Annotated in this window: 15 protein-coding genes; 6 read left to right on the top strand and 9 right to left on the bottom strand. The window is 52.4% G+C overall.

Annotated features, from left to right (window positions below; all coding sequences use genetic code 11):
* Positions 1-290: 290 nt before the first annotated feature.
* The 6 genes from MHI45_RS20725 to MHI45_RS20700 all read right to left on the bottom strand — a co-directional run bounded on the left by MHI45_RS20725 (position 291) and on the right by MHI45_RS20700 (position 6,102).
* Entirely contained in the window at positions 291-893 is a 603-nt protein-coding gene (locus tag MHI45_RS20725) for a response regulator transcription factor (RefSeq protein ID WP_076111649.1), read from the bottom strand.
* A complete protein-coding gene (locus tag MHI45_RS20720; RefSeq protein ID WP_306080831.1) occupies positions 890-2,017 on the bottom strand; it encodes a sensor histidine kinase in 1,128 nt (375 codons plus the stop codon). The genes MHI45_RS20725 and MHI45_RS20720 overlap by 4 nt, the downstream gene beginning before the upstream one ends.
* A 27-nt stretch (positions 2,018-2,044) precedes the next feature.
* Positions 2,045-2,782, bottom strand: a complete 738-nt coding sequence (locus MHI45_RS20715) for an ABC transporter permease (RefSeq protein ID WP_076111648.1) — start codon at positions 2,780-2,782, stop codon at positions 2,045-2,047.
* Positions 2,779-3,693 (bottom strand): ABC transporter ATP-binding protein, encoded by a 915-nt coding sequence (locus tag MHI45_RS20710; RefSeq protein WP_144024361.1) that lies wholly within the window; start codon positions 3,691-3,693, stop codon positions 2,779-2,781. The genes MHI45_RS20715 and MHI45_RS20710 overlap by 4 nt, the downstream gene beginning before the upstream one ends.
* A gap of 207 nt (positions 3,694-3,900) precedes the next feature.
* A complete protein-coding gene (nfsA, locus tag MHI45_RS20705; protein ID WP_076111644.1) occupies positions 3,901-4,650 on the bottom strand; it encodes an oxygen-insensitive NADPH nitroreductase in 750 nt (249 codons plus the stop codon).
* 108 nt (positions 4,651-4,758) lie between these two features.
* Positions 4,759-6,102 carry an aminotransferase-like domain-containing protein gene (locus MHI45_RS20700; RefSeq protein ID WP_341119356.1) on the bottom strand — a complete coding sequence of 448 codons (1,344 nt, stop codon included), beginning with the start codon at positions 6,100-6,102 and terminating at the stop codon, positions 4,759-4,761.
* Between the two features lie 205 nt (positions 6,103-6,307).
* Between MHI45_RS20700 and MHI45_RS20695 the strand changes: the two genes are divergently transcribed.
* Positions 6,308-7,228: a DMT family transporter gene (locus tag MHI45_RS20695; protein WP_341119355.1), complete on the top strand. Its 921-nt coding sequence runs from the start codon at positions 6,308-6,310 to the stop codon at positions 7,226-7,228.
* Between the two features lie 70 nt (positions 7,229-7,298).
* On the opposite strand, the gene MHI45_RS20690 is transcribed toward MHI45_RS20695, so the two are convergent.
* The 3 genes from MHI45_RS20690 to MHI45_RS20680 form a co-directional block, all read right to left on the bottom strand.
* Positions 7,299-9,752, bottom strand: a complete 2,454-nt coding sequence (locus tag MHI45_RS20690) for a heavy metal translocating P-type ATPase (RefSeq protein WP_341119354.1) — start codon at positions 9,750-9,752, stop codon at positions 7,299-7,301.
* A gap of 114 nt (positions 9,753-9,866) precedes the next feature.
* Positions 9,867-10,067 (bottom strand): copper ion binding protein, encoded by a 201-nt coding sequence (locus MHI45_RS20685; protein WP_038585127.1) that lies wholly within the window; start codon positions 10,065-10,067, stop codon positions 9,867-9,869.
* A gap of 103 nt (positions 10,068-10,170) precedes the next feature.
* Complete coding sequence (locus tag MHI45_RS20680; protein WP_341119353.1) at positions 10,171-10,512, bottom strand: metal-sensitive transcriptional regulator; 342 nt, start codon at positions 10,510-10,512, stop codon at positions 10,171-10,173.
* Between the two features lie 173 nt (positions 10,513-10,685).
* On the opposite strand from MHI45_RS20680, the gene MHI45_RS20675 reads away from it, so the two are divergent.
* The 5 genes from MHI45_RS20675 (at position 10,686) to MHI45_RS20655 (ending at position 16,811) form a co-directional block, all read left to right on the top strand.
* Complete coding sequence (locus tag MHI45_RS20675) at positions 10,686-11,273, top strand: DUF5317 domain-containing protein (protein WP_038585121.1); 588 nt, start codon at positions 10,686-10,688, stop codon at positions 11,271-11,273.
* A gap of 256 nt (positions 11,274-11,529) precedes the next feature.
* Entirely contained in the window at positions 11,530-13,368 is a 1,839-nt protein-coding gene (locus MHI45_RS20670; protein WP_341119352.1) for a bifunctional diguanylate cyclase/phosphohydrolase, read from the top strand.
* Between the two features lie 182 nt (positions 13,369-13,550).
* Positions 13,551-15,071: an MDR family MFS transporter gene (locus MHI45_RS20665; protein WP_076111638.1), complete on the top strand. Its 1,521-nt coding sequence runs from the start codon at positions 13,551-13,553 to the stop codon at positions 15,069-15,071.
* A gap of 6 nt (positions 15,072-15,077) precedes the next feature.
* Positions 15,078-15,641, top strand: coding sequence for a PadR family transcriptional regulator (locus MHI45_RS20660; protein ID WP_076111636.1), 564 nt, complete (start codon positions 15,078-15,080; stop codon positions 15,639-15,641).
* A 192-nt stretch (positions 15,642-15,833) separates the two neighbouring features.
* Entirely contained in the window at positions 15,834-16,811 is a 978-nt protein-coding gene (locus MHI45_RS20655; RefSeq protein ID WP_076111634.1) for an aldo/keto reductase, read from the top strand.
* Positions 16,812-16,898: the final 87 nt, after the last annotated feature.

The following is a 16,898-nucleotide window of genomic DNA, read 5'->3' as shown; positions in this document are numbered from 1 at the left end:
GGGAATTACTCCCTATATTATTCAATTACTAAGCCCTTTTTCCATTTTCAAAGGAATTACCGGTAGTAAATCCCTCTGCTTGCCGCACCATTCTGTCGGTGGCATAATTAGCGGGACCATTCCCCTTTAAGCTATAGGCATACATCAGCTCCATAAAGAGACTACTGGCCCCCTTCCCGCCGCTCCATTAAGCATTCAACCTTAATAGAATTTATCCGGACGTAACCAGTAACAATCCACCTGTAGCACGCCCACCGCAGCATTCAGAAATATCAAGAGATAATAAACGCCTAGATCCAGCCCTTCTCCTCAGCCAGCCGTACGGCTTCGATCCTTCTTTTCACTTCCAGCTTGCCCAGAATTTCCGAGATGTAATTGCGGACTGTCCCATAGGATAGGTGCAGACTCCCGGCAATTTCACCAGCCGTCTGCCCTGCTCCGGCCAGCCGCAGAATCTCCCGTTCACGGGAGGACAGCGGATTCTCTTCCCGCAGGCTGCCGAAGACCAGTTCCGGCGAGACCTCACGGTGTCCTTCCATGACGCGCCGGATCGCATCCGCCAGCTTGTCGACCGGCTCGTCCTTCAGCAGATAGCCCTGAATCCCAGCCTTCACGCCCCGTTCGAAATAGCCCGGCCGGGCAAAGGTCGTCAGGATAATGATCTTCGTCCGGCAGCCTTTGGCTTTCAGCAGCTCCGCCACCTCCAGCCCGCTCTTCAGCGGCATTTCAATGTCCATAAGACATACGTCCGGTTCCAGCCGCTCGATCAGCGCAAGCGCCTCCGCCCCGTCGCCGGCCTCTCCGAGAACCTCAATGTCCTCCTCCAGGTCAAGCAGCGAGGCCATCGCCCCGCGCAGCAAACGCTGATCCTCGGCGATTACAATGCCTATCATGCCAATTCCCCCTCCTTATGTTCCTTGATAATCCTTGGAATCACTACAGATAATGCTGTCCCCCCGCCCGGATTGGAGCTTAATGTCATTGAGCCGTCAACGAGCGACAACCGCTCGGCCATCCCTTTCATTCCGTTGCCGTCGCGGCGTTCCCGTCCTGCTTCATCAGGAGTGAGTCCAATTCCGTTATCCTCAACGGTGATCCGCACTGCCCCCTCCGTCAGCGCAATTCCGATTCGGCAACGGGTGGCTTGGCTATGCTTCACTATATTCGTCACCGCCTCCTTGATGCAGAGGCTGAGGATATTCTGTGTCAGGTCAGGCACGTCCTCCAGCGACACCTCCCCCTGCACTTCAAGGACGATCTCCGCAGCCCGCAGCATTTTCCCGGCCTCTGCCAGTTCCTCGGCTACGGTAACTGCCCGCATCTCCGAGACCAGCTCGCGAACCTGGCGCAGTGCCGCACGCGAGGTGCGCTGAATCTCCCTGGCTTCGGCCTGCGCGCGCTCCGGGTCCTTGGCGACAAGCCTCTCGACAAGCTGGCTTTTCAGTGTAATCAGCGACAGGGTATGGCCCATCGTATCATGCAGGTCCCGGGCGATCCGCATCCGCTCTTCGCGTTTGACCAGCTCCTCGATGACTTCATTCGCCTGATCCAGCTGTTTCTCCAGTATTTTTCTACGGCCTAGAGATTTTATCCCGAACGGAGAGACCAGCATGATAATTAAAAAAGGAAAAAAGAACAGCAGGTCATACAGATTCATCCCCCATGCCGCTATAACCAGCGGTACCAGAATCACACCGCAAAAGACAGCATAAGCTATCTTGAACTCTCTCTTGCCGGCATACCAGCCGACAAAGTTGGAAGAGAAGAAGCCCATGAAAAAATTAAGCGGGTTGTAGCATAGGCTCAGCACCACAATCAGCAGCATTTGCAGCCCCAGCCAGTAGTTAAAGGCTTTGTCACCGGCCCAGTATAACTGGCGGTATGTCACGGCGAAGAGCAGCAGCAGAGCTGCTCCAATGATCAGCTTCAGGCCCCGCTCCTCCTGTAGATTAAAAGCCGGAAGCAACAAATAGAATATCCATACAAAAGGGAAAAAACCGTATTTTTGCGGGAACAACCGAAACTTCCTGCCTGACAACATGCATTACACCGCTTCCTGTTTTTTTCGAATATACAGCGATAGTAACATAAATATTGCCAGATAGCCGAGCAAAATCAGCACACCGCTCCACTGTGGATGGCCGCCCCGCACAATCTCCCAAGCCCCGTTTCCATAATTATAAGAAGGCAGCCAGCGGCCGATCCGCTGCATCAGCTCCGGAAGAATATCCAGCGGCATCCACATGCCGCCAGCCAGCGCCAGCCCCATATAGAGCACATTGCTGACACCGCTTGCCGTATCTACCCGTTTCATAAAGCCGACAAGTGTGCCAAGCGCCAGAAAAGGCAGGGAGGCGACAACAATCCATAATCCGCTGAAGAGCCACTGCCCTGCAGTCAGGGACACCCCGTTCATCAAATAACCGGCGGCAAATATGCATACCACGGAGAAAAGCTGCATGACCATCTGAGCAAACATTTTGCCGATGAAATAGACATAGGACGGCAGCGGAGTAATGCGGATAAAGGTATTCCAGCCCTGGGTCCGCTCCTGCACAAGCCGGATGCCAAGCGTCATGATCGCTGACCCCATTACACTGAACGCCGCCATCGACATCAGATAATGAGCCTGCCAGAGGGCCGCGTCGTCCATGCCTGTATTCACCACTTTAGTGAAGATGAAATAGAACATGATCGGCATGACCAGCGACCAGAACACATAATAAGGATTGCGGAAGATCCGCAGCAGCTCGGACTTGCATTGGTTGATAATTATTTTCATGGCTTTACGCCCTCCTCCGGTTGAATCGTCAATTGCTCAAAGGCTTCATCCAGCCTGCCCTGATCAATACGCACATCCTTCACTTCAAGCCCGCCGGTAAAAATAGCACGGAGCGCCTCGTCCGTATTCTCTGTCGTGACCACAATCCGGCCGTCCTTATCGTACATTTCCTCGACCGCTGCCAATTGCCGCAGCCGTCCGCGCAGCTCTTCAGGATCGCCTGCAGCCAGAAAGGACAGCGATTGCCGCACAATTCTCCCCTTAATCTCATCCGGGCTGCCGTCCGCCACCAGAGCGCCGCGGCTGAACAGCAGAATCCGGTCGGCAATATCCTCGGCCTCCTGCAGATAGTGGGTCGTGAAGAGGATCGTCTTTCCTTCAGCGGCCAGTCCGCGCACCCTGTCCCAGAAATGCCGCCGCGCTGTAATATCCATCCCGACTGTCGGCTCGTCAAAGAACAGCAGCTCCGGGTTGCCCGCCAGGGCCAGCGCGAAATTCAGGCTGCGCCGCTGGCCGCCGGAGAGCTTCTCGGCATACCGCTGCAGATCGGCCTTGGCAAGGCCCGTCGCCTGCAGCAGAACCTCCATAGCCATGGGCTGCGGGTAATAGCTGCGGATCAGAGCGATGATCTCCCGGACCTTCAGCCGGTCCATTACGCTTACTTCCTGCAGCATGGCCCCCGTTTTTTCCCGGACCAACCGGCTCCCGGGCGGAAGCCCGAACACCTTTATGCTGCCTTCCGTCTGCTCCTTCAGTCCAAGCAGCATGGATAACACGGTCGTTTTCCCCGCCCCGTTAGGCCCCAGAATCGCAGTAACCGAACCCCTGCCGATCTTGAAGCTAATGCCGTCCACCGCTTTTTTGCCGTGAAATATCTTGCTTACCCCATCCATTTCGATCACATTCTCTATACCGTCCATGTCCGTTCCCCCCGTATCTTAAGCCCTGATCTATATTTCTATGGTATAAAAAACGGGGAAATAAGATCAGTATGGACTGTCATTCCTTTGAGATGACAACTGTCACCTTGCCATAAACGCATGGCAAAAAGCCCCGCACCAAACGGCAAGCATTTGGCATGAGGCTCTTTGCATCGCTTCAAGAAGCTTATAACCATGCTATTTTTGCATAAATCCCTTTTCCTGCAGAAATTCCTTCATATGCATGCGGGCCGGCTCCGCAAAACGTTTAGCCATCATAGCCGACCAGGGTGCATCACTCTGTCCGCCCGTCCGCTCGCGCATATAGGCACTCGACACTTCGTCATAAGCTGCAACCTGCCCGGCAGTTTTGGCCTTGTCATAGCCGTTCCGGTGCAGTACAGCTTCCAGCGGAAGACGCGGACGCAGTCCGGAGGCCCCGGCAGGATAGCCGAGACACATGCCGAATACCGGATAGACCCGTTCAGGCAGATTCAGCAGCTCCGACAATTCGGCGATATTGTTGCGGACTCCGCCGATGTAGACGATGCCCATACCTAGCGATTCTGCGGCAATGGCAGCGTTCTGCGCCGCAAGCGCTGCGTCAACGGTGGCAACAATGAAATTTTCAGTGGAATCGAAGGATTCGGCGGATTGCAAATAGTGTGCCGTTGTTTCATGCAGCCGGTACAGATCAGCACACCAGACCAGGAAGACCGGACACTGCTCGATATAAGCCTGATTGCCCGAGAGGGCGGCAAGCTGTGCTTTAAGCCCGGGCTCAGTGACTGCAATGACACTATAGGCCTGGACATTGCTGGAGGTCGAAGCCATCTGGCCTGCGCCGATGATGGCAGCAAGCTGTTCTTCACTTACCGGCTTGTCCAGGTACTGGCGGACGGAGACATGCTGGTTTAATAATTCAAGGGTTTCGTTATTCGGTTTCATGATCTGTTCGCCTCTCTTTTCTCCTTATTAGCACTTCGTTCTTTTCTGGACTTCAAGTATATTATGAACACAAATCAGTGCATAAACAAATGAATACAGGCTTCACTTTTACCATCCGCCCCCGCGCTTCACTTCCTGGACAATAGCCTTGACGCCTTCGTCGATCTGGTCCAGCCGGGCACGTGAAATGCTGATCCGCATAAACTTCTCCCGGTTCCCGTAACCGGTCATATAGAATCCCTTGCCTGACACGACGCTGATCTTTCGCTGTGCGAGCCGCTTGACCACACGATCCAAATTCACTGTCTCCGGCAGCTTATACTGCATGTAGATCCCGGAGCTGTCCGAAGACACTTCAATCAGTCCTTCCGTATTGTGCCGCTGGAGTGCCTCGTACATTGCGCTGATTCTTTCGGCATACAGAGCTTTTATTTTGTGCTTGTGATGCTCATACATGCCATTCCTGATATACACCTCAAGGGCTGCTTGGGACAATAACGAATTGTCCGTGTATCCTTTATACGCGCAGAATGTCTTAAACAGGGTTTCCGGTACAACAGCCGCGCCCAGCCGGAGACCCGGAAAAATGATTTTGGAATAGCTTTTCAAATAAATAACATGTGAAGTCTGGTCATACGCATAAATAGGATCAAAGCGCCGCTCTGCACCCAGGTCTGCCATATAATCATCCTCAACGATGTACACATCGTATTTGCCGGCCAACCGGGCAATGGCTTTCCGTTCCTCCGTACTGAAAGAGGTTCCGAGCGGATTATGATATCTGGGCATGGTATAAAAGAATTTGATTCCCCCGCCGCTGAACCTCTCCTCCAGCTCCCGCAGATCAATGCCGGCTGCCGAACGGGCAATCCCGCTCACCGGCATCCCCTCCGCCTCCAAATAACGCAGGTACAGATCATATCCGGGCTGTTCAACAAGGATTTCTGTCCCGCCATTCGGAAATGGCATCTTGGCCAGCACCTCCAACGCCTGCTGGGTTCCCGAAGTGATGATGATCTGCCCCACCTTGGCAAAGACCTGATATTCGGCCAGATGAGGTACAAGAGTCTGGCGCAGCGTACCCAGTCCCAGCGCATCTCCATAGGTGAACAAGTGGTATTTGTGCCTGTCAATCGCTTTATTGAGACAATGCTGAAAATCCAAATACGGAAACACATTCAGATCGGGCGAGGCTGAGGCAAAATCAATCGTCTCCCCGCCCCTGGCAGGTCCCGCATCTTCAGACCTTTCAACCATGTAGTATCCGCTCTGCGGAATAGAATAAATCGCGTGTTGTCTTTCCAGTTCCCCGTATGCCCGCAGAATGGTGCTGATGCTGCAGCCGTAGAATTCTGCGCTGCTACGCACGGAAGGCAGTTTTTGCCCCGGGCTGTATTGCCCCTCTCTGATCCGGTTTTCCATGTCAGACAAGACCGAAAGATACTTTTTCATGATGCGCCTCCTGAATGGCCTTCTACACTAACTGTAAATTCATGTTACCACTATTCGTCTTTATTCATTATATAGGAATCTATTAACTGTATCGGTACAGTCATGAAAAAACAGTATTGTTCGGGCAGACATTTCCCTTTAATTTTAAAGTAACAGATAAGACGTTTATACGATCCTGTCCTGTTAACGAAAAGGAGATGCTACTATGCCGCAAAAAGGACTCAAGCTGGCTTATATATTTGCCGTGCTTAACGCAGTTATTATCGGATTCTCATTCTTGTTCACCAAAGTAGCGCTCGGTCATGCCGGACCGCTCGATACGTTAACCTACCGCTTCGCGGCTTCGTTTATAGTGATGTCGATCCCGGTCGCCTTCGGCTGGGTCAAAATATCCTACAGCGGCAAACCAATTGGTAAAGCGCTGCTGCTGGCAGCCATGTACCCGCTCGGATTTTTCACCCTTCAGGTATTCGGGCTCCAGCATGCCACCTCTGCCGAGGGAGGAATTCTCTATTCCTTCACCCCGGTTGTGACGATGATCATCGCCTCTATATTCTTGAAAGAGCGCACGACACTTCTACAGAAGCTGTGTATTTTCCTGTCCGTATTCGGCGTTCTGTTCATCTTTGTCATGAAAGGGAGCAGTATTAATCTGTCCAACATGACCGGGATTGTGTTGTTATTCCTGACCTGTGTGGCCTTTGCCGGATACAGCGTACTGGCACGGTCACTCTCCAAGCATTTCAGCCCCGCTGAACTCAGCTATTTGATGATGGGGATTGGCTTCGCCACATTCCTGATCATTTCGCTTACCGGACATGTGTCCAGCGGCACGCTTGGCGATTTCTTTAAACCGCTCGGCAGTAGCACCTTTATCTTGTCTACCCTATACTTGGGTATTATAGCGTCGCTCGTCACCACCCTAACATCAACCTATATTTTGTCCAAAATCGAAGCTTCCCTTATGAGTGTGTTCACCAATCTCTCGACCATCGTCTCCATTGCGGCCGGGGCGGTCTTTCTCGGGGAAAACATCACTGTGTATCACTGGATCGGATCGTTCCTGATTATTGCAGGGGTTATTGGCACCAACCGTCTGGGACGCAAGAAAGCCGCCGGGGCTTAATGCCCGGCGGCTTTTTTTTCCGTTCTGCTCCAAGAATGGAGCATTCCCCTTGTGGAGAAAATTATGAGATTTACAGCTTGACCCGCTGCAGCCTCAGCGCATTCAGCACGACCGATACAGAGCTGAAGGCCATTGCCGCACCGGCAAGCCATGGTGCCAGAAAGCCCAGCGCAGCAATCGGTATCCCAATGGTATTGTAAGCAAGCGCCCAGAACAAATTCTGCTTAATATTGGTCATGGTTTTACGGCTCATCAGGATCGCATCCGGAATGCTCATCAGATCGCCCCGCATGAGGGTAATATCCGCTGCTTCCATCGCTACGTCGGTGCCGGTACCAATAGCCATACCGGTATCGGCAGTGGCCAGGGCAGGGGCATCATTGATGCCGTCCCCGACCATCGCCACCTTGGTTCCCCCGCTCTGCAGCCTGCGGATCTCGGCAGCCTTCCCTTCCGGCAGCACCTCGGCCAGCACCGTACGGATGCCGGCCTGCCCGGCAATGGCTTCGGCTGTCAGCTTGTTGTCTCCCGTAATCATGACCACTTCAATGCCCATATCATGCAGCTTGGCTACGGCAGCCCGCGAAGTATCCTTGATGGTATCGGCAACCGCGACAATCCCGGCAACAGCCCCGTCCACGGATACCAGCATCGCCGTCTTGCCTTCCTGTTCCAGCTTCTGCATCAGCCCGGTCCACGGACCGGTGTCTGCACCGCTTTCTTCCATCATCCGCCGTGTTCCCACGCGGATGCTCTGGCCGTCAACCACCGCAGAAATGCCGCGTCCCGGCACCGCCTCAAACTGCTCGGCACCCGGCAGGTCCAAGCTTCTTTCCGCGGCACCAGCCACGATGGCATCCGCCAGCGGATGCTCCGACAGCTTCTCGGCAGCCGCCGTAACGGACAGCAGCCGGTTCTCGGCCAGTACTCTGCCATGTGCGGCGATTCCCGTTGTCGTTATAATATCCGTCAGCACCGGCTTGCCGCTGGTTACAGTTCCCGTCTTATCCAGCACAACGGTCTTGATCCCCTGCGCGGCTTCAAGATGTTCGCCGCCCTTGAATAGAATCCCGAATTCAGCCGCGCGTCCCGATCCGGCCATAATGGAGGTTGGTGTAGCCAGACCCAGTGCACAAGGACAGGCGATGACCAGTACAGCGATAGCTTTCTCCAGTGCATCGGCGAACTGGCCCGGCGCTCCCCAGATATACCAGACTCCAAAGGTTACAGCGGCAATTACGACCACGATCGGCACAAAGATGCCGGAAATCACATCAGCAATCCGCTGAATCGGAGCCTTGGAGCCTTGCGCTTCCTCCACTACTCTGATGATTTGCGCTAAGGCGGTGTCACGGCCAACTTTGAGTGCCTTAATCTTCAGCATTCCGTTCTTGTTCAGTGTTGCCCCAATGACAGTATCTCCCGGCTTCTTCTCCACCGGAATGCTCTCGCCTGTCAGCATGGATTCATCCACAGATGACAGCCCTTCAACGACCTCGCCGTCTACCGGCACCTTGGTTCCCGGCTTAACCAGCACAATATCTCCCGGAATGACCTCTTCCACAGAAATACTGAGCTCAACACCGTCACGGATGACCAGCGCCGTCTTAGCCTGAAGGCCCATCAGGCTTTTAATGGCGTCGGAGGAACGGCCCTTGGCCAGTGCTTCGAACCATTTGCCGACCAGAATCAGCGTAATCAGAATCGCGCTGGTCTCGTAATACAATTCCACCGAATGGCTCATGCCTGCCATCGACAAGGAATCTATCGTCAGGTACAGACTATAGAAATAAGCAGCCGAGGTGCCCAGAACAACCAGCACATCCATATTGGCACTGCCGTTCTTCAGCGCCTTATAGGCGCTGACATAGAACTGCCAGCCGATAATGAACTGCACAGGGGTCGCCAGCACAAGCTGGAACCAGGGGTTCATCAGTATATCCGGTGCCGGAATCCATGAAGTGAAGGAGAAATGCGCCGCCATCGCCCAGAGCAGGGGAAAGGACAGAACTGCGGAAATGATCCATTTATTCCGCTTGCGCACAATTTCCTGGCTGCGCTGATCGGCCGTGTCCTTGCGGTCCTGTTTCAGCGCAGCCTTATATCCGATGCTGCTTACTTTCTCCATGATCTCAGCCGTGCTGATGTTTCCCGGTGTATATTCGACATGCGCCGTCTCCAGGGCCAGATTCACATTGACCGCCGCGATTCCAGGCATGCGCCCAAGCACCTTCTCAATCCTTGCCGAGCAAGCGGCACAGGTCATTCCTGTAATATCAAAATCTGCCGACTCCTTCAGCGTATCGTATCCCAGCGAGCGGATCTTCTCTTCAATTTGCGGCAATCCCGCTACCGCTGGATCAAAGCCCACTGTTGCTTGCTCCAGCGCCAGGTTGACGTTGGCCCGCGATACCCCCTCCATCCGGGACAGCCCCTTCTCGATCCGGGCCGCGCAAGCCGAGCAAGTCATGCCGGTAATCTGCAGCGTTGTCTGCTGCAGGCCGGATTCTGTCGTCTTCTCCACGATCTCCGCGCCTCCTTATACCCCTTAGGGGTATATTAATGTGTAAAAGAAAAGGCTGAAGCCTACGGAACCTGCATAGTTCCCCGCCCCAAGCCTCATATTCATTCATCCGACTTAAACCACGTCGTATCCCTGGTCCTCAATCGCTGTCTTAATCGCACTAAGGCTTACCTTGTTCTCATCGTATTCAACAGCGACAGTCTTCGCAGGCAGGTCGACTTTGGCGGCAGCGCCAAGACCGCTTACGGCTTTCTCCACAGCACTGACACAGTGACCGCAGGACATTCCTTCTACAGTTAACGTTACGTTTGACATATTAAAAACCTCCTAAATAGTTTTGTTGGCTTTACTTCGTTGATTCTACTTCGTACAAAACTGGCTTCGAAAGCATACGCTTAGCTTTGTTGGTGTACAATCCTTATTTCATAAGCTTGTTAACCGTGATCAGCAGCTCATCAATAACCTCATGCTCTCCGGCTTCAATGCGCTCAATAATACAGCTCTTCATATGTCCTTCAAGCAACAGCTTTCCGACACCATTCAACGCAGCCTGTACTGCTGCGAGCTGATTAAGCACATCGTCACAGTAGGTATCCCGTTCGATCATGCCCTTGATGCCGCGGATCTGCCCTTCAATCCGGTTGAGGCGGGTCGTGAGCCCATTCTTGAATTCCGGTGAATGGTGGCTCTTGCGTTCTCCGGGGGTATGACAACTGCTATCACATGATTCAGGAGACAGCTTTTCTTCTTTGGGCACCATATACGCACCTCCTTGTATCCTGGCTGCAATTTAAGTTTAATATACCCCCCATGGGTATGTCAAGGAAAAATAACCTTCCTAAAAAAAGGTATTTTGGCGAAGCATAACGAATGAAAGACTCAGGAATCCAATTATTTCACATTTTCCATTCTTGAACAGAGGCAGGTAGGGTAATGGTTTACGATGGCATCATTCTTGGTCTAATTGTAGGGTTCTTCCGGGGCGGTTTAAGACACGGCCTCGTCCAGTTCAGCAACATTCGGCTCAAGGCAGGATGGATCTTCCCGCTGCTACTGGTATTCCAATTTTTTATGTATTATATTCAGGAGCGGTCGTCCACTGTAGCCGCAGCCAGCGGTTATATCTTTACCGCTGTGTATGTGGTTGGGCTGATTTTTTTATGGTTGAACCGGCACAACAAAGGATTCTGGCTCATTATGACGGGTGTATTCCTTAACTTCCTGGTTATGCTCGTCAACGGAGGGAGAATGCCGGTATCCTTTGAAGCGGCTTCTGTACTCGATCCGGTTTATCTGGAGATGCTGCAGAGCGGCGATGTGGTGACCAAGCACTATCTGCTTGACGCCTCAACACGCCTGCCGTTTCTTGGCGATATCATCCCCCTGTCCAGTCCTTATCCGCGTACCCAGGCGATCAGCATCGGAGATGTAGTGATGAATCTCGGGATTTTCCTCTACATTCTTTCGATAATGACACCGGCTGCTGCAGACCTGAAAACATTGCCCAAAGTACAGGGATAAGCCGTTAACCAAGTGAAAGGAGGAGTTCCCATGAAAAAGAAACTGGAAGGCATCAAATATTCCCGTCTTGCGATCAATGCTATTATTGTAGCTTCCGTAGTTATCGCTCTTACTTCGGGTTTCAGAATCGGCGGACACTAATTCCTCCACAAGAAGCAGGCTGAAAACAGCCTGCTTCTTTGCAAATTACTATTCATTTATCCCTAAAACCATTATTATGTACACAGGCACATTTTGTTAATAAAGAGGGGTAATTATGACCAAGCTTAAAACGTTTGCAGGCAATATTAATTCAGGCCATATCTATGCACTGCTCATATCTCTTCTGGGAGTAGCGCTTTTCACGTATAGCAATCATTTGGAATTTCTGCAATATCCAACCCCAAGGTGGGTATGGATTTATGCGCTTACCGGAGCCAGTTTAATACTCACCTTTTCCCTGGTGCAGCTTCCTCCGGAGGGCAACGAACTGACCATGGAATCAGCGGTGTATTTAGCCTGCATTTTTGTCTTTGGCGGCTCTACCACTTTGACTGTTCTTCTTCTCAACTGCCTGATCTTTTTCTTTTTTGACACAAGCACCAGCTGGTGGAAACACCTGACGAATTTCTCGATTTACTCCATTATGATCTGTCTTTCTTCCTACACCTTTGATTTGTTTGGGGGACATCCTGGACCGCTGATCAATGACGAACTGCCGGCTTATCTGATGACACTTGCGGTCTATTTTATAGGTAACACCCTCTTGATCGGACTATATTACTACATTATATATAAAGGCACCCTTTATGAGACAATTAAGGATATTATAAAAGATTCTTTCGTCGTTTATCTGTGCACATTGGTTCTTTCTCTGGTTCTCGTTGTACTGATCGTTCATAACAGCTTTTTCGGGCTTGTCCTATTCTTGTGCCTGAGCACGCTGCTCTGCTACTCCTTCAAGAGATTGTTCTCCATGTACCGCAGCATTGAGGAACGGGCCAATACCGATCAGCGGACCGGGCTATTCAATCACAGCTACTTTGAGGAAGCTTTGGAACAGGAAATCCAGAAATCAAGGGCATCGGGCGTGCCGCTTTCGCTCGCCATGATCGACCTTGACGACTTCAAGAAATATAATGACCATTTCGGCCATCTGCAGGGGGACAAGCTGATCGCATTTGTCGGTGAGACGCTTAAGAGCGAAGCCCAGCAGCATGGGATTATTGCCTCCCGCTATGGCGGAGAGGAATTTACACTGCTCATGCCGGCCTACGATATTCTGCAAGCCCGTGTCTACATCGACCAGCTGCGCAAAAAGCTGAACAACAGCCGGTTTGACGGCGTTGAAATTTTCCCGCTTGGCTGCCTCGCTTTTTCCGCCGGCATTGCCTCCTGCACCAGCGATATCCACGATAAATCACAGCTCGTCGACCAGGCCGACCAGGCTCTCTACTATTCCAAGCGCCAGGGCAAGAATACAGTACACACGTATGGAGCTTACTCCTCGCTGGAGCAGGAGCTTGACTTCAGCCAGGATGTACGCGACATCGAGCAGCAGCTGAACCTGTTTATGTATAAGGATATGGAGACCTTCCGCCACTCCAAACGCGTATTCCGCTATGCGATGGATATCAGTGAGCTGCTCGACATCGACGCCCTTTCCAAAAGACACTTCACACTCGGTGCGCTGATCCATGATATCGGCAAGCTGGAAATTCCGTGGGGTATCCTCAACAAGAAAGACAAGCTGGAGCCTGAGGAGTGGGAAATGGTCAAATGGCATGTCACCTGGGGCAAAAAAATGGCGCTCACCAATGACAAATTCAAGGATCTCGCCCCTTACATTGAGCTGCATCATGAACGGTATGACGGCAAGGGGTATCCCTACGGGTTTAAGGGCGAAGAAATCCCCCGCTTGTGCCGGATGCTGACCATTATCGATTCCTTTGACGCCATGACTACGGAAAGGCCCTACCAGCCAACCAAGTCCGTGGAAGAGGCAATCATTGAGCTGAGAGCTTGTGCGGGAAGCCAATTCGACCCTGAACTGACTGAATTTTTCATTACCTATATTGAATCCAGAGAGCTTCGCGCCGGAGATGCAGCTATATAGTTGCAGAGTTCCCCGGCCGAAGCTCTTTTTTTTGTTCCCTCGTCTAGAAGCCCCCAATCCTGACCACAATAAAAAAATAATTCTTGCCCACCTATTCAAATTTGAATATAATGAGTTCTGTTTCCACTTGCCGTTTTTTTCTCAAGGAAATCATTAACTTTACAAAAAGGAGCCTGCGAAGCATGCACACTAAAGAAAGCAATCTCAAACTCGTAGTTGTCGGTCTGCTGCTTGGTATTCTAATGTCCGCTATGGACAATACCATTGTTGCCTCAGCTATGGGTACTATTGTTTCCGATCTTGGCGGACTCGATAAAATCGTCTGGGTCACCTCGGCTTATATGGTCATGGTCATGGCCGGAACGCCGATCTTCGGCAAGCTGTCCGATATGTACGGGCGCAAGCGTTTCTTCATTTTTGGCCTCGTCGTGTTTCTGGCCGGTTCGGCACTCTGCGGGATCGCAACCAGCATCACGCAGCTTAGCATCTACCGCGCTATTCAAGGCGTGGGCGGCGGCGCACTTATGCCAATCGCCTTTACTATCGTATTTGATATTTATCCGCCGCAAAAAAGAGGCAAGCTGACCGGACTTTTCGGCGCCGTCTTCGGCATCTCCAGCGTAATCGGCCCTTTGCTCGGGGCCTACATTACTGAGTATGTAGGCTGGCAGTGGATCTTCTATATCAACCTGCCGATCGGCATTGTCGCTTTTATTCTGATCTCTATGTTCTATAAGGAATCCGTCTCCCATGCCAAGCAGCGGATCGACTGGGGTGGAGCTTTTACCCTTGTAGGCTCCGTCATCTGCCTGATGTTCGCCCTTGAGCTGGGCGGCAATCAATATGCCTGGGACTCCCCGGTCATCCTTGGCTTATTCGCCGGCTTCGCAGTACTGCTGATTGCGTTCCTCTTTATAGAACGGACAGCAGCCGAACCGATTATATCCTTCGCCATGTTCCGCAAGAAGCTGTTTGCAACGAGCAGCATCATCGGTTTATTCTACGGCTCGGCCTTTATCGTAGCTACCGTGTATATCCCGATTTATGTACAGGGTGTATATGGTGGTTCCGCCACCAACTCGGGACTGATTCTAATGCCGATGATGATCGGCACGGTAATCGGCAGCCAGACCGGGGGGCTGCTCACCACCAAAACCAGCTTCCGCAATATTATGATGCTGTCAGCCGTTTTCTTTGTGGCAGGCGTCTTCTCCCTAAGCACCTTGTCGCCGGATACTTCCCGCCTGCTGCTTAATGTATTTATGGCCCTGACCGGCTTCGGTGTAGGCTTCTCCTTCTCTGTGCTCAGCATGTCCTCGATTCATCATTTCGAGATGCGCCAGCGCGGTTCCGCTACTTCTACCAGTACCTTCATGCGTTCTCTGGGCATGACGCTGGGCATTACCATCTTCGGAATTATCCAGCGCAACGGATTCACAAGCAGCCTTACTGATGCCTTTGGCGGTGGTGCCGAAGCTTCCTCGTTCGGCGATCCACGCGCCGCCCTGACACCGGAAGCCAGAGCACAAATTCCGGCTCCGGTACTGGAGAAGATTACGGGCGCTTTGTCCAGCTCAATTGCCCATACCTTTATGTGGGCGCTGATTCCGGCGGTGCTGGGTCTGGCCTTTGTACTGCTGATGCCCAAAGACCGGCTCACCGATCACAGTAAGGAAACTCAGCCTTCGGGCGGAAGAGGGTAAGCGGAAATGTCCATGAAGATGGTCATTCTCGGGCTGCTGCTGGAGAAGGACAGGCATCCCTATGAGATTACACTCGTAATGAAAGAGCGCATGTATGACCGGATGATAAAGCTGCAGATGGGGTCGCTCTACTACGCCGTTGATAAACTGGCACAGGAGGGACATATCGAAGCTGTAGAGACCATCTCCAGCAACGACCGCCCGGATAAGACCATCTACCGGATTTCCGATAAGGGCAAAGCCCTGTTCGAACAGCTTGTCATTCAGCAGATCAAGAAGACCGATGAGGTCTTTCACCCGCTGTACATGGCTCTTGCGCTCTCGCGGCACATCGATCAGGGCAAGGTGGAGAAGCTGCTGCAGGAGCGGATACGCGAAGTTGAGCATCAGGTCAATTATGCTTATCAGGTGTACGAGGAGCATATCTCCAGCGTCCCCCGGTCCGCGCTGCACTTGATGTACGGCAGATACGAGCATAGCCTCACTGAGCTGAAGTGGCTTAAGCGGCTCTATGACGACGTAGCCGCCCGCAAGCTCAGCGACATCGGAACACCGCTCGATTTGCAATAAACGTTATACAATGGAGGCCCTCAGGGGCCTCTTTGCTGTTTAACACCGGTCAAAACCGTTTATTAACGAGCAACTGCAACTGAACACCAGGCGGATATATAGGGCTGCTCCAGCGACAAAAAATACCATACCGGTTTCTAAAGGTGTACAATATTCGATATAACTTTAATCCTATTTCACGGAGGGATATTATTGCTGAAAACGCTGCCACTGCATACACGTGGGATTCCAGCCAGCCGCATTGCTCTGGGCTGCATGGGACTGGGCGGAGGCTGGGACCATGAGCCGATCACTGCCGAGAATGTCAGACAGGGACATGAGGCTGTTGAGGCTGCACTGTCCATTGGAATCAACTTTTTCGATCATGCAGATATCTACACCCGCGGAAAAGCGGAGAAGGTATTCGGACAGCTCTTCAAAGACCGCCCCGGACTGCGGGAAGAGATTATTATCCAGTCCAAATGCGGCATCAAGCTGATTGAGCCAGGCGATACCTCTAACAGCTTCGACCTCTCCGGGGAGCATATTCTGAAGAGTGTCGAAGGAACCCTCTCCCGGCTGGGCACGGAATATATTGATATTCTGCTGCTGCACCGTCCCGATCCGCTTATGGACCCCGAAGAAGTAGCTGAAGCGCTGCATAAACTCAAAGCGGCGGGAAAGGTGCGTCACTTCGGCGTATCCAACATGAGTGCCGCCCAGATCCGGCTGCTGGAGCATTATTGTGACGAACCATTCGTCGTGAACCAGCTGCACATGAGTCTGGCCAAAATAAGCTGGCTGGATGCCATGGTCAGCGTAAACCGCGAACCCTGGAAAGACATCACCTTTCCCGAAGGTACCCTCGAATACTGCCGGACACAGAACATCCAGCTGCAGGCCTGGGGTCCGCTGGCCCAAGGCTTATTCAGCGGGCGTTCACTTACAGGCCAGCCTGATAGTGTCGTGAACACGGCGGCTATGGTCCAAACGCTCGCCGAACAGAAGAACACTACCCCTGAGGTGATTGTCCTGTCTTGGCTGATGACTCATCCTGCGGCCATCCAGCCGGTAATCGGGACGGTGAATCCGCAGCGGATCGCCGCCTGCGCGGGTGCGGACAAGCTGGAGCTTACGCGCAAGGAATGGTACGACCTGTATGTCAGCTCGCGCGGCGAGAAGCTGCCATAAGCCCCATATCCTCATTCGCAGACCAAAAGGAGCGTCATCTCCGGTTCATGAAGCCGGAGATGACGCTCCTTTTATGTTCTATTCCTG

The organism is Paenibacillus sp. FSL H3-0321, assembly GCF_038002865.1.
Lineage (GTDB): Bacteria > Bacillota > Bacilli > Paenibacillales > Paenibacillaceae > Paenibacillus_AQ.
This window is presented reverse-complemented; position numbering and strand designations above follow the sequence as displayed.